Raw genomic sequence first — 12943 nt, 5'->3', positions numbered from 1 at the left:
CCAATCGAAAATCTTTTGGACAATATTTTGTCATCTCCCTTTATAAAGCCACGTAAAACCCCCGTCGTCAATTGCTGCGAAAACGGTTCAGCAAACGAATAAATGTGGGTAATTTACGAAATTTAATTCGCTTTGCGTCAGATAAGAGATGCTTATGGGAATGTGACGAAGATCGCGGGATTTGTTGCCCTTACCCTGACCCTCTCCCACCGGGAGAGGGAACCTCTTAGGGGCATTTTAATGCCAGCAGAAGTGATGCACGACCTGGGTAATCAGTTCACGGGTCGGTTTGATAAAGCGCGTTTCCAGATATTCATCCGGCTGGTGAGCCTGGTTGATGGAACCCGGGCCAAGCACCAGCGTAGGACACAGGGTCTGAATAAACGGTGCTTCGGTGCAATAGTTCACCACGTCGGTTTTCTCACCGAGCAGCTTTTCCACGACTTCAACCAGTTGATGATCCGGTGGACATTCGTAGCCAGGGATCGGCGGATGAAGCTCGGAGACCGTCAGGCGGCCCGGCCAGCGCTCGCTGACCGGCGCCAGCGCTTCGGTCAACAGGCCGTCGAGATCGCTCAGCGTCATGCCCGGCAGCGGACGGATATCCATATGCAGTTCGCAGCAGGCGCAGATACGGTTGGATGCATCACCACCGTGCAGGCTGCCGAGGTTCAGCGTCGGATAAGGCACGGTGAATGCGTCGTAGTGATAACGCTCTTTCAGCGAGTCGCGCAACTGCATGATGCGGCCGATGGCGTCGTGCATCAGTTCGATGGCGTTGACGCCGCGCGCCGGATCGCTGGAGTGGCCTGACTGGCCCAGCACGCGCACCGCCGTGGAGATATGGCCTTTGTGGGCACGGATTGGCTGCAGTGACGTTGGTTCACCAATAATGGCGCAATCCGGGCGAATCGAGGTGTTTTCAGAGAAGTAGCGCGCCCCGGCCATGCTGGTCTCTTCATCGGCAGTGGCCAGAATGTAGAGCGGTTTCTTCAGCGTTGTCACGTCCACGTCACGCAGCGCATCGAGGATAAAAGCAAAAAAGCCTTTCATATCGGCGGTGCCCAGACCGTAAAGCTTGTTGTCATGCTCGGTCAGGGTGAACGGATCGCGCGTCCAGCGGCCATCGTCAAAGGGAACGGTATCGGTATGACCGGCCAGCAGCAGGCCGCCGGCACCCTGTCCGGTACTGGCGAGCAGGTTAAATTTATGGCGTGTTCCGGGAACGGGCTGAACCTCAACGTTAAACCCAATATCGCTAAACCAACCTGCCAGCAGATTGATTAAAGACTCATTGCTCTGATCCAGCGCTTCTTCGGTCGCACTGATGGAGGGTGTGGCAATCAGGGCGCGGTAAATCTCGATAAATGGCGGTAAGTTCATTTTCATTGTTGACACACCTTAGGTCGTGATAGTATCAATATTCATGCAATAAATGTGAATAAAAATACATTAACGTTGAGCATAAAGGAACCCGATGTTGAATACGCTGATTGTAGGCGCTAGCGGTTATGCGGGCGCAGAGCTTGTAAGCTACGTGAATCGCCATCCTCATATGACCATAACCGCTTTGACCGTGTCAGCGCAAAGCAATGATGCAGGAAAGTTAATTTCCGATTTGCATCCGCAACTTAAAGGCATTGTTGATCTGCCGCTGCAGCCAATGTCTGACATCCGCGCGTTCACCGACGGCGTCGACGTGGTGTTTTTAGCTACCGCGCACGAAGTCAGCCACGACCTGGTTCCGCAATGTCTGGCGGCCGGCTGTGTGGTGTTCGACCTCTCCGGCGCCTTCCGTGTGAATGACGGCGCGTTCTACGAAAAATATTACGGTTTCACCCATCAACACCCTGAACTGCTGGAAAAAGCGGTATACGGCCTGGCGGAGTGGAGCACAGATAAACTGAAGGAAGCGGATCTGGTTGCCGTGCCGGGCTGTTATCCGACGGCGGCACAGCTTTCTCTGAAGCCGCTGATCGACGCAGACCTGCTGGATCTGAACCAGTGGCCGGTGATCAACGCCACCAGTGGTGTCAGCGGCGCGGGGCGTAAAGCCGCTATCGCTAACAGCTTCTGCGAAGTGAGCCTTCAGCCGTATGGCGTGTTCAATCACCGCCATCACCCTGAAATCACGACGCATCTGGGTGCGGATGTCATCTTCACGCCGCATCTGGGCAGCTTCCCGCGAGGGATCCTCGAAACCATCACCTGCCGCCTGAAACCCGGCGTGACCCACGAACAGGTGAGCAAAGCCTTTACGCAGGCCTATGCGGACAAACCGCTGGTGCGTCTGTACGACAAAGGCGTGCCGGCGCTGAAAAACGTGGTTGGCCTGCCATTCTGCGACATCGGCTTTGCCGTGCAGGGTGAGCACCTGATTGTGGTGGCTGCGGAAGATAACTTACTTAAAGGCGCTGCCGCACAGGCAATGCAGTGTGCAAATATTCGTTTCGGTTTCCCGGAAACCCAGGCTCTTATTTAAGGTGTGATGATGAACCCATTAATTATCAAACTCGGTGGTGTACTGCTGGACAGCGAAGAAGCGCTGGAGCGTCTTTTTACCGCGCTGGTGAACTATCGCGAATCACACCAACGTCCGCTGGTGATTGTGCACGGCGGCGGCTGCGTGGTTGATGAGCTGATGAAAGGGCTCAACCTGCCGGTGAAAAAGAAAAATGGCCTGCGCGTCACGCCTGCTGACCAGATTGACATTATTACCGGTGCCCTGGCGGGGACGGCGAACAAAACGCTGCTGGCGTGGGCGAAGAAACACCATATCGCCTCTGTCGGCCTGTGTCTGGGCGATGGTGACAGCGTAAAAGTGACCCAGCTCGACGAAGAGCTCGGACACGTTGGACTGGCACAGCCTGGTTCGCCTAAGCTGATTAACATGCTGCTGGAAGGAGGATTCCTGCCGGTGGTGAGCTCTATCGGGGTGACCGAAGAGGGCGAGCTGATGAACGTCAATGCAGACCAGGCGGCAACGGCTCTGGCGGCTACGCTGGGCGCGGACCTGATTCTGCTCTCTGACGTAAGCGGTATTCTCGACGGCAAAGGCCAGCGTATTGCGGAAATGACCGCAGCGAAAGCCGAACAGCTTATCGAGCAGGGCATTATTACCGACGGCATGATCGTCAAAGTCAATGCGGCGCTGGATGCCGCGCGTACGCTCGGACGTCCGGTGGACATCGCCTCCTGGCGCCACGCGGAGCAACTCCCGGCGTTGTTTAACGGCACGCCGATTGGCACGCGTATTCTGGCGTAAGCAATTTACCGATTCTGCAGGCCCGGTCAGCGCAGCGCAGCCGGGCAATGAAATTCAAAGATATTAAGGAAGCATGTTATGGCACTTTGGGGTGGGCGTTTTACACAGGCAGCGGATCAACGGTTCAAACAGTTCAACGACTCTTTGCGCTTCGACTACCGCCTGGCCGAGCAGGATATCGTCGGCTCTGTGGCCTGGTCCAAAGCGCTGGTCACCGTGGGCGTCCTGACCGCAGACGAACAGCTGCAGCTGGAAGAGGCGCTGAATAACCTGCTGGAAGAGGTGCGTCTGGACCCGCAGCAGATCCTCGCCAGCGATGCGGAAGATATTCACAGCTGGGTGGAAGGGAAACTCATCGATAAAGTCGGCCAGCTGGGTAAAAAACTGCATACCGGGCGTAGCCGTAACGACCAGGTCGCGACTGATCTGAAATTGTGGTGTAAAGATACCGTTGGTGAACTGCTGGCAGCCAACCGTCAGCTGCAGGGCGCGCTGGTGGAAACCGCGCAGAACAACCAGGATGCGGTGATGCCGGGTTATACCCACCTGCAGCGTGCGCAGCCGGTAACCTTTGCGCACTGGTGTCTGGCCTACGTTGAGATGCTGGCGCGTGATGAAAGCCGTCTGCAGGATACCCTGAAGCGTCTGGACGTGAGCCCGCTGGGCAGCGGTGCGCTGGCAGGGACGGCCTATGAAATCGACCGTGATCAGCTGGCAGGCTGGCTGGGCTTTGCTTCAGCCACCCGTAACAGCCTGGACAGCGTCTCTGACCGTGATCACGTGCTGGAGCTGCTTTCCAATGCGTCTATCGGCATGGTGCATCTGTCGCGCTTTGCCGAAGACCTGATTTTCTTCAACTCCGGTGAAGCCGGGTTTGTTGAGCTGTCTGACCGCGTGACGTCAGGCTCCTCCCTGATGCCACAGAAGAAAAACCCGGATGCGCTGGAGCTTATCCGCGGTAAGTGTGGCCGTGTGCAGGGCGCGCTGACCGGCATGATGATGACCCTGAAAGGGCTGCCGCTGGCGTATAACAAAGATATGCAGGAAGACAAAGAAGGGCTGTTCGACGCGCTCGATACCTGGCTGGACTGCCTGCATATGGGCGCGCTGGTGCTGGATGGCATTCAGGTGAAACGCCCGCGTTGTCAGGAAGCGGCGCAGCAGGGCTATGCAAACTCGACCGAGCTTGCCGATTACCTGGTGGCGAAAGGCGTACCGTTCCGTGAAGCGCACCACATTGTCGGTGAAGCGGTGGTTGAAGCCATTCGTCAGGGTAAGGCGCTGGAAGCGTTGCCGCTGACCGACCTGCAGAAATTCAGTGCTGTTATCGGTGATGATGTGTATCCGATTCTGGCGTTGCAGTCTTGTCTGGATAAGCGTGCAGCGAAAGGCGGCGTGTCACCGAAGCAGGTCGCGCAGGCGATTGCGGATGCGAAAAACCGACTGGTTTGATGAGTGCGGGCTGGTGCCCTCATCCCGGCCCTCTCCCACGGGGAGAGGGAGTAAACACTAAAAATGGCAACTTCGGTTGCCATTTTGCTTTTATCCCCGGCCTTTTTTACGCAAAAAAAATGCGGACCACGGGGTCCGCAAAAGTTCACGTTGGCTTTAGTTGTTCGAGTTTTGAGAGAAACTCGCTGACGGTGCGGGGACGTCAAGGGTCAAACACGTGCCGCCTCGTCTATGTGGTGTATTATTCAACAGAATGCTTGATAGGGATAATCGTTCGTTGCTATGCTATCTATCGCCATGAACTATCGTGGCGACGGAGGATGAATAATGAATATTCGTGATCTTGAATACCTGGTAGCGCTAGCCGAGCACCGCCATTTTCGCCGCGCGGCAGATTCCTGCCACGTCAGCCAGCCTACCCTGAGCGGCCAGATCCGCAAGCTGGAAGACGAGCTGGGCGTGATGCTGCTGGAGCGCACCAGTCGTAAGGTACTGTTCACCCAGGCAGGTCTGCTGCTGGTGGATCAGGCGCGCACCGTGCTGCGCGAGGTCAAAGTGCTCAAGGAAATGGCAAGCCAGCAGGGGGAGGCGATGTCCGGCCCGTTGCATATTGGCCTGATCCCAACCGTTGGCCCGTACCTGTTGCCGCACATCATTCCAATGCTGCATCAGACGTTCCCGAAACTCGAAATGTATCTGCATGAAGCGCAAACCCATCAGCTGCTGGCGCAGTTAGACAGCGGCAAGCTCGACTGTGCCATTCTGGCGCTGGTCAAAGAGAGCGAAGCTTTTATCGAAGTGCCGCTGTTTGATGAGCCCATGATGCTGGCGATCTATGAAGATCACCCATGGGCGAACCGCGATCGCGTGCCGATGGCCGATCTGGCCGGTGAAAAACTGCTGATGCTGGAAGATGGTCACTGCCTGCGCGATCAGGCGATGGGCTTCTGCTTCGAAGCGGGTGCTGACGAGGATACCCATTTCCGCGCAACCAGCCTTGAAACGCTGCGTAATATGGTGGCGGCGGGCAGTGGGATCACATTGCTGCCGGCACTGGCCGTGCCGCGCGAACGTAAACGTGACGGCGTGGTTTATCTGCCATGCATTAAACCAGAGCCACGTCGTACCATTGGTCTGGTTTATCGTCCGGGTTCACCGCTGCGCAGCCGCTATGAGCAGCTGGCAGAGGCCATCCGTGGTTCGATGGATGGCCATTTTGACAATGCGTTAAAACAGGCGGTTTAAACCGTTCAGTGCCGCGACCCGATAGGCTTCCGCCATGGTCGGGTAGTTGAAGGTGGTGTTAACGAAGTACTCGATGGTGTTACCACCACCTTTTTGCTCCATGATCGCCTGGCCGATATGAATAATCTCCGCCGCGCGTTCACCAAAGCAGTGAATACCGAGGATCTCTTTCGTCTCGCGATGGAACAGGATCTTCAGCGTACCCACGCTCATTCCCACGATTTGCGCCCTCGCCAGATGTTTAAACTGCGCGCGACCCACCTCGTAAGGCACCTTCATTGACGTCAGCTGCTGCTCGGTTTTCCCGACGGAGCTGATTTCCGGGATGGTATAAATACCTGTCGGAATATCTTCGATCAGATGTGCCGTCGCTTCGCCTTTCACCAGCGCCTGCGCCGCGATGCGTCCCTGATCGTATGCTGCAGAAGCCAGGCTTGGATAACCGATAACATCACCGACGGCATACACATGCGGCAGGGCTGTCTGGTACATGCTGTTCACCTTCAGCTGACCGCGGCTGTCGGTTTCGAGCCCGATATTTTCCAGAGCCAGAGAATCGGTGTTACCGGTACGGCCGTTGGCGTACAGCAGGCAGTCTGCTTTCAGCTTCTTGCCCGATTTCAGATGCATGATCACACCGTCGTCGCAGCCTTCAATTTTCTCGTACTCTTCGTTGTGGCGAATCACCACGCCGCTGTTCCAGAAGTGGTAAGAGAGCGAGTCTGACATTTCCTGATCGAGGAAGGCCAGCAGGCGGTCGCGGGTGTTGATCAGATCAACTTTCACGTCCATGCCCCGGAAGATCGACGCATATTCGCAGCCAATCACCCCTGCGCCATAGATAATCACATGACGGGGTTCGTGGTGCAGGCTCAGGATGGAATCGCTGTCGTAAATGCGCGGGTGGGAGAAGTCCACGTCTGCCGGATGGTACGGGCGTGAACCACAGGCGATGACAAATTTTTCCGCCGTGATGGTTTCGACCGACCCGTCGTGGCATTCGAGTGCCAGGGTGTGTTCATCAACAAAGTGCGCATTGCCCTGCAAAATTTCACAGTGGTTACGCTCATAAAACCCCTGGCGCATCCGCGTCTGCTGGTTAATAACGGTATCCGCATGATTCAGGATGTCAGCAAAGGAGGAACGAAGAAGTCGGGAGTGGTCGCTGTAAAGAGGGTTCTGGTTAAATTCAATAATGCGGCTAACGGCATGGCGGAGGGCTTTGGAAGGGATGGTGCCCCAATGGGTGCAACCACCGCCAACGTTATGGTAGCGCTCTATCACCGCTACTCTGGCTCCCTGTTTCACCAGTCCCATAGCAGCGCCTTCGCCGCCGGGGCCGGAACCTATCACAATTGCGTCGTAATCGTAGGAATGTGGCATGGTAAGGCTTACCTGTTCTTATACATAAAAGCAACAGAATCATAACATCATTGCCCGAGTAACCCAATTATCGTTGTGCTTTTTTCCGGCAGTGGAGCACAAACCGTACGTAAACAATCATTCACAAAGCCAGGCAAACAGATTAATTTTATTCTCTGGTATAGTGCCATCAGGCCTTTGGAAGGATTCAACTATCGTGATGGGCGTAAGAGCACAACAAAAAGAGAAAACCCGGCGTTCGCTGGTGGAAGCCGCATTCAGTCAACTGAGTGCCGAGCGTAGTTTTGCCAGTTTAAGCCTGCGTGAAGTTGCGCGCGAGGCCGGGATTGCGCCAACGTCCTTCTATCGTCATTTCCGTGATGTGGATGAACTGGGTCTGACCATGGTCGACGAGAGCGGGCTGATGCTGCGTCAGCTTATGCGCCAGGCGCGGCAGCGTATCGCTAAAGGGGGGAGCGTGATCCGCACCTCTGTGTCGACCTTTATGGAATTTATTGGCAATAACCCCAACGCGTTTCGCCTGCTGTTGCGGGAACGTTCCGGAACATCAGCCGCGTTCCGTGCCGCTGTGGCGCGTGAAATTCAGCATTTTATCGCGGAACTTGCCGACTATCTTGAACTCGAAAACCATATGCCGCGTGCGTTCACTGAAGCACAGGCTGAGGCGATGGTGACGATTGTTTTCAGCGCGGGTGCCGAAGCGCTGGATGTCAGCATCGAACAACGCAAGCAGCTCGAAGAGCGACTGGTATTACAGCTCAGGATGATCTCCAAAGGCGCGTACTACTGGTATCGCCGTGAACAAGAGAAACTGGCACATCAAACCGAAGAGTGAAGGTGAGTAATGAAACAGTCAGGTCAGGATAAGGGTACGCTGTTGCTGGCATTGATCGCTGGCTTATCAATTAATGGCACGTTTGCGGCTGTGTTCAGTTCGATCGTTCCATTTTCTATTTTCCCGCTCATTGCGCTGGTGCTGACGGTGTACTGTCTGCATCAGCGTTACCTGAACCGCACCATGCCGGTCGGGTTGCCTGGGCTGGCCGCGGCCTGCTTTATTCTTGGCGTGTTGCTGTATAGCACCGTGGTGCGTGCAGAGTATCCGGATATCGGTTCTAACTTCCTGCCGGCGGTACTTTCCGTGGCACTGGTGTTCTGGATTGGCTCGCGCATGCGTAGCCGCAAGCACGAGCTGCCGGAGTAAGAGAGTGGGGTTGCAGGCAGGTTGACCTGCCTGCCATCACGTTACTTCGCGGTAAGAAGTACGCCGCACTCCATATGGTGCGTATACGGGAACTGATCGAAGAGAGCCAGACGTTCAACATTGTGCGTCTGGCTTAATGTTTCGAGATTCTTGCACAGCGTTTCCGGGTTACAGGAAATGTACAAAATACGCGGGTACGCCTGCACCATCTTCTCGGTTTCGCTGTCCAGGCCACTGCGCGGCGGATCGACAAAAATCGTCTCACACTGGTAGCTCTTCAGATCGATCCCCTCCAGGCGATTAAACTGTCGTACGCCATTCATGGCCTGCGTGAACTCTTCTGCAGACATACGGATGATCTGCACATTGTCGATGTGATTGGCGGCAATGTTGTACTGTGCAGCGGCAACGGACGGCTTGGCAATCTCCGTCGCCAGGACGCGCTCAAAGTTACGCGCCAGCGCCAGGGAGAAGTTGCCGTTCCCGCAGTACAGCTCAAGCAGATCGCCCTTTGACCCTTCGGTCGCCTTCAGCGCCCACTCTAGCATCTGTACGTTCATTGCTGCGTTTGGCTGGGTAAAGCTGTTCTCAACCTGGCGGTACACCATCTCTTTTCCCGCCACCGACAGACGTTCGTCGATGAAATCCTGATCCAGCATGATTTTGGTTTTTGTCGCACGACCAATCAGGTGAACGTTGATGTTCTGCGCGCGCAGGGCATCGCGCAGCACTTCTGCCTGCTCGCGCCATTCGTCATTCAGCGCTTTGTGATACAGCAGAGAGACAATCGCCTGGTTGCTTTGTGTGGTCAGATAATCAATCTGGAACAGCTTGTGGCGCAGCACAGGGTTGTTGCGTACGCCGTCAATCATCAGCGTCATGAGCTGGTTGATGAGTTCACTCGCCGCCGGGAAGCTGTCGACCCGAATGCGGGACTTCGTCTGCTGATCGAAAATGATGTGGTACAGGTCGTCACCGTCGTGCCAGATGCGGAACTCCGCACGCATGCGGTAGTGGCTAACGGGCGAGCGGAACACCTCAGGAACGGGCGCGTTGAAAGGCGTCATCATACTTTGCAGGCGGACAACTTTCTCTGCCAGCTGTGCGTCGTACTGTTCTGTTGGGAGGTGTTCGGGGGTCATGATGCGTCCTGAGTGATAAAGAATTACGCGGGGATTGTAGGGATTGTGCAGTGGATGTCCAGATTTAATGGCCAATAGCTATCTGGACATCTATACGTGTCTAATTGTAGCATTCTGTTTCCGGTCTCCTGAGAGTGAAAAGGGAATCCAGTGAAAATCTGGAGCTGACGCGCAGCGGTAAAGACTGGCGGGATGAGAATTGTAGACACTGTGAAAATGGGAAGTCTTCATCCGCAAAACGCCACCTAGCCCGAAGACCTGCCGGGATCACGTCGCATTTGGTTTCGTCATCGCGTGCTATAGATGAAGCCTGCGGCATCCTTCTTATATTGTGGATGCTTTAACAATGATTAAAAAAGTATCGCTGTTGACGGCGTTGTCCGTCACGGCATTTTCGGGCTGGGCGCAGGATAGCGACGACTCGTTGGTGGTGACAGCAAACCGTTTTGAGCAACCTGTTAATACCGTTCTTGCACCAACGTCTGTGGTGACGCGCGAGGATATTGATCGCTGGCAGGCAAAGAGTGTAGTTGAAGTGATGTCGCGTTTACCCGGGGTAGATATCGCGCAAAGTGGCGGCCTGGGCGCAACCTCTTCAACATTTATTCGCGGTACGGAATCCCGCCATGTTCTGGTGTTGATTGATGGTATTCCTCTAAACAATGCAGGGATCAGCAATGTTCCTGACCTTAGCCAAATTCCAACATCGCTGATTCAACGCATCGAATATATTCGCGGTCCGCGTTCTGCGCTGTATGGCTCTGACGCGATTGGTGGCGTGATTAATATCATCACAGGGCGAGATAAACCGGGTGCAGAAATTTCTGCAGGCGTAGGTTCTAAGGGGTATCAGACCTATGATGGTTCTTTCCAGCAAGTACTGGAAAAAACCAAAATCACCATGGCGGGTAATTACACTTATACCCGTGGTTTCGATATCGGTGCGAAAGATGCTCCGCGTCAACCGGATCGTGACGGTTTTATGAGTAAGTCACTTTACGGTTCTGTGGAACAGCAAATTACCGATAGCGTAAGTGGTTTTTTCCGCGGCTTTGGTTACGACAATCGCACTGCGTATGACGGCTATGACCATTACGATGCTAACTTTAACGTTGATGGACGACCGGATACGCGCCAACTCTACAGTCAAAACTGGGATACGGGCCTGCGCTACAGTCAGGGGATATTTAAATCGCAGTTGGCCATAGGTTATGGTCGCAGCAAAGATCAGAACTATGACCCGAAGAAAGGGCGTTATTCAGATTCCGCAACGACGGACGATGTGAAGCAGTACACCACACAGTGGTTAAATTCCCTTGAAGTAGGTCATGGTAATATAGGTGCGGGCCTGGACTGGCAGAAACAAAAAACTCAGGCTGGTTCTAGTACTATGGATAACGGCTATGAGCAGCGCAATACGGGCGTCTTCCTCTCGGCGATGCAGCAATTTGATAGCCTCACGCTAGAAGCTGCGGCACGTAACGATGATAACTCGAATTTTGGCAATCATGCTACGTGGCAAACCAGTGCTGCGTGGGAGTTTATCGATGGTTACCGGATTATTGGTTCATATGGCACGGCTTATAAAGCACCGACAATGAGCCAGATTCACAGTGAGAAATATGGCAATCCTGACCTTAAGCCTGAAGAGAGTAAACAGTGGGAAGGGGGCTTTGAAGGTTTGACGGGGCCGGTTAACTGGCGCGTAACAGGTTATCGTAACGACATTGATAACCTCATTGGCTACGACGCAAACTACCGTTACTACAATGTGGACGAAGCCCGTATCAAAGGCATTGAAGCCACGGCGCAGTTTGAAACAGGTCCGGTAGGGCACCAGATTTCCTATGACTATGTTGACCCACGTAACACCAAAACCAATGAAGTTCTGGCTCGCCGTTCTAAGCAACAGGTTAAGTATCAGCTTGATTGGCAGGTATGGGATCTTGACTGGAACGTTTCCTATCGTTATTTGGGTACACGCTATGACGTTGCGGTCGATCCGAATACCTATTCTACAGAACGTGTGAAAATGGGCGGCGTAAGCCTGTGGGATGTCGCAGTTTCATATCCTGTCACCTCTCACCTTACAGTTCGTGGTAAAATAGCCAACCTGTTCGACAAAGATTACGAGACAGTTTATGGCTACCAAACTGCAGGACGGGAATACACCTTGTCTGGCAGCTACACCTTCTAATCCGCGTCCCACCGTGCTGGTATTTGATTCCGGCGTCGGTGGGCTTTCGGTCTATGATGAGATCCGACATCTCCTGCCGGATCTCCATTACATTTACGCCTTTGATAACGTCGCGTTCCCGTATGGGGAAAAGAGTGAAGACTTTATTGTTGAGCGTGTGGTTGAAATCGTCAGCGCGGTACAAAAGCGTTATCCCCTCTCGCTGGCGGTCATCGCCTGTAACACGGCCAGTACAGTATCGCTTCCTGCATTGCGCGAAAAATTCCAGTTCCCGGTTGTGGGCGTTGTTCCTGCAATAAAGCCTGCCGCGCGTCTGACGGCAAATGGCATTGTTGGTTTACTGGCAACGCGAGGCACGGTGAAGCGACCTTATACGCGCGAGTTAATCGACCGCTTTGCCAACGAATGCCGGATTGCGATGCTCGGTTCGGCGGAACTGGTCGAGATCGCCGAAGCGAAGCTGCACGGAAAGGCAGTGCCGCTCGAAGAGTTGCGCCGTATTCTCCGCCCGTGGCTGCGGATGCCGGAGCCACCGGACACCGTTGTGCTGGGGTGCACCCATTTCCCTCTATTACAGGAAGAGTTATTAGAAGTTCTGCCTGAGGGCACACGGCTGGTGGATTCGGGGGCGGCTATAGCCCGACGTACGGCCTGGTTGCTGGAACATGAAGCTCCGGATGCAAAATCTGCCGATGCAAACATCGCTTTTTGTATGGCCATCACTAATGAGACCGAGCAACTTTTGCCCGTTTTACGCCGTTATGGCTTTGAAACGCTCGAAAAACTGGCGCTGTAGCACGATTTTGAGCAAAAAAGAGACGGTTGAACGTTTTTTTTAAAAGAGGGGTTGTCAACGTCTGAGAACTCCCTATAATGCGCCTCCACTGACACGGAACAACGGCTTGCAAGCCGCCGGGTTAGCGGGGTTCAGAGATGAACACCAACAGAGAAAAGCAAAAATAAATGCTTGACTCTGAATGAGGAAAACGTAATATACGTGACCTCGCGACGGTGAGCTGTAAGCCGCGTCGCAACTGCTCTTTAACAATTTATCA

General features: G+C 54.3%; 11 protein-coding genes and 1 riboswitch. Of the genes, 8 read left to right on the top strand and 3 right to left on the bottom strand.

All coding sequences use genetic code 11. The features are described 5' to 3' along the window. Positions 1 to 237: 237 nt before the first annotated feature. Entirely contained in the window at positions 238 to 1389 is a 1152-nt protein-coding gene (gene argE / locus QRN24_RS09145; protein ID WP_020883942.1) for an acetylornithine deacetylase, read from the bottom strand. A gap of 88 nt (positions 1390 to 1477) precedes the next feature. Here argE and argC point away from each other — a divergent pair, with 88 nt between their 5' ends. From argC to oxyR, 4 genes are all read left to right on the top strand, one after another. After that, positions 1478 to 2482: an N-acetyl-gamma-glutamyl-phosphate reductase gene (gene argC / locus QRN24_RS09140; RefSeq protein ID WP_032680080.1), complete on the top strand. Its 1005-nt coding sequence runs from the start codon at positions 1478 to 1480 to the stop codon at positions 2480 to 2482. A gap of 6 nt (positions 2483 to 2488) precedes the next feature. Then, positions 2489 to 3265 carry an acetylglutamate kinase gene (argB, locus tag QRN24_RS09135; protein WP_086462987.1) on the top strand — a complete coding sequence of 259 codons (777 nt, stop codon included), beginning with the start codon at positions 2489 to 2491 and terminating at the stop codon, positions 3263 to 3265. Between the two features lie 78 nt (positions 3266 to 3343). After that, positions 3344 to 4717 carry an argininosuccinate lyase gene (gene argH / locus QRN24_RS09130; RefSeq protein ID WP_014172177.1) on the top strand — a complete coding sequence of 458 codons (1374 nt, stop codon included), beginning with the start codon at positions 3344 to 3346 and terminating at the stop codon, positions 4715 to 4717. Positions 4718 to 5044: 327 nt separating this feature from the next. Beyond that, positions 5045 to 5962, top strand: a complete 918-nt coding sequence (oxyR, locus tag QRN24_RS09125) for a DNA-binding transcriptional regulator OxyR (protein ID WP_014172176.1) — start codon at positions 5045 to 5047, stop codon at positions 5960 to 5962. Here the strand turns inward: oxyR and sthA are convergent. After that, on the bottom strand, positions 5945 to 7345 hold the full coding sequence (gene sthA, locus QRN24_RS09120; RefSeq protein ID WP_014172175.1) for a Si-specific NAD(P)(+) transhydrogenase: 1401 nt from the start codon (positions 7343 to 7345) through the stop codon (positions 5945 to 5947). The genes oxyR and sthA overlap by 18 nt on opposite strands. 196 nt (positions 7346 to 7541) lie before the next feature. On the opposite strand from sthA, the gene fabR reads away from it, so the two are divergent. Both fabR and QRN24_RS09110 read left to right on the top strand, forming a co-directional pair. Continuing rightward, a complete protein-coding gene (fabR, locus tag QRN24_RS09115; protein ID WP_008501784.1) occupies positions 7542 to 8180 on the top strand; it encodes an HTH-type transcriptional repressor FabR in 639 nt (212 codons plus the stop codon). Between the two features lie 9 nt (positions 8181 to 8189). Further along, positions 8190 to 8549, top strand: coding sequence for a YijD family membrane protein (locus QRN24_RS09110; protein WP_020883939.1), 360 nt, complete (start codon positions 8190 to 8192; stop codon positions 8547 to 8549). 41 nt (positions 8550 to 8590) lie between these two features. Here QRN24_RS09110 and trmA read toward each other — a convergent pair whose 3' ends face one another. Then, on the bottom strand, positions 8591 to 9691 hold the full coding sequence (trmA, locus tag QRN24_RS09105; RefSeq protein WP_284942640.1) for a tRNA (uridine(54)-C5)-methyltransferase TrmA: 1101 nt from the start codon (positions 9689 to 9691) through the stop codon (positions 8591 to 8593). Positions 9692 to 9795: 104 nt separating this feature from the next. After that, positions 9796 to 9971, top strand: a riboswitch (cobalamin riboswitch). A gap of 66 nt (positions 9972 to 10037) precedes the next feature. Here trmA and btuB point away from each other — a divergent pair. Next, the gene (btuB, locus tag QRN24_RS09100) at positions 10038 to 11888 is read left to right on the top strand and encodes a TonB-dependent vitamin B12 receptor BtuB (RefSeq protein ID WP_063858712.1); all 1851 of its coding nucleotides are present in this window, start codon (positions 10038 to 10040) and stop codon (positions 11886 to 11888) included. Further along, complete coding sequence (gene murI / locus QRN24_RS09095; protein WP_284942639.1) at positions 11833 to 12684, top strand: glutamate racemase; 852 nt, start codon at positions 11833 to 11835, stop codon at positions 12682 to 12684. Before btuB ends, murI begins: the two co-directional genes overlap by 56 nt. Positions 12685 to 12943: the final 259 nt, after the last annotated feature.

It is taken from the genome of Enterobacter sp. MEB024, assembly GCF_030209635.1.
GTDB classification, from domain to species: Bacteria; Pseudomonadota; Gammaproteobacteria; order Enterobacterales; family Enterobacteriaceae; genus Enterobacter; species Enterobacter ludwigii.
Note: the sequence above shows the minus strand (reverse complement) of the source record. Positions and strands in the feature narration are given on the sequence as shown.

What these genes read in the sequence shown, in the direction of transcription:
- argE (WP_020883942.1), bottom strand. Translation starts at nt 1,389, where the DNA reads ATGAAAATGAACTTACCGCCATTTATCGAGATTTACCGCGCCCTGATT.
- argC (WP_032680080.1), top strand. Translation starts at nt 1,478, where the DNA reads ATGTTGAATACGCTGATTGTAGGCGCTAGCGGTTATGCGGGCGCAGAG.
- argB (WP_086462987.1), top strand. Translation starts at nt 2,489, where the DNA reads ATGATGAACCCATTAATTATCAAACTCGGTGGTGTACTGCTGGACAGC.
- argH (WP_014172177.1), top strand. Translation starts at nt 3,344, where the DNA reads ATGGCACTTTGGGGTGGGCGTTTTACACAGGCAGCGGATCAACGGTTC.
- oxyR (WP_014172176.1), top strand. Translation starts at nt 5,045, where the DNA reads ATGAATATTCGTGATCTTGAATACCTGGTAGCGCTAGCCGAGCACCGC.
- sthA (WP_014172175.1), bottom strand. Translation starts at nt 7,345, where the DNA reads ATGCCACATTCCTACGATTACGACGCAATTGTGATAGGTTCCGGCCCC.
- QRN24_RS09110 (WP_020883939.1), top strand. Translation starts at nt 8,190, where the DNA reads ATGAAACAGTCAGGTCAGGATAAGGGTACGCTGTTGCTGGCATTGATC.
- trmA (WP_284942640.1), bottom strand. Translation starts at nt 9,691, where the DNA reads ATGACCCCCGAACACCTCCCAACAGAACAGTACGACGCACAGCTGGCA.
- btuB (WP_063858712.1), top strand. Translation starts at nt 10,038, where the DNA reads ATGATTAAAAAAGTATCGCTGTTGACGGCGTTGTCCGTCACGGCATTT.
- murI (WP_284942639.1), top strand. Translation starts at nt 11,833, where the DNA reads ATGGCTACCAAACTGCAGGACGGGAATACACCTTGTCTGGCAGCTACA.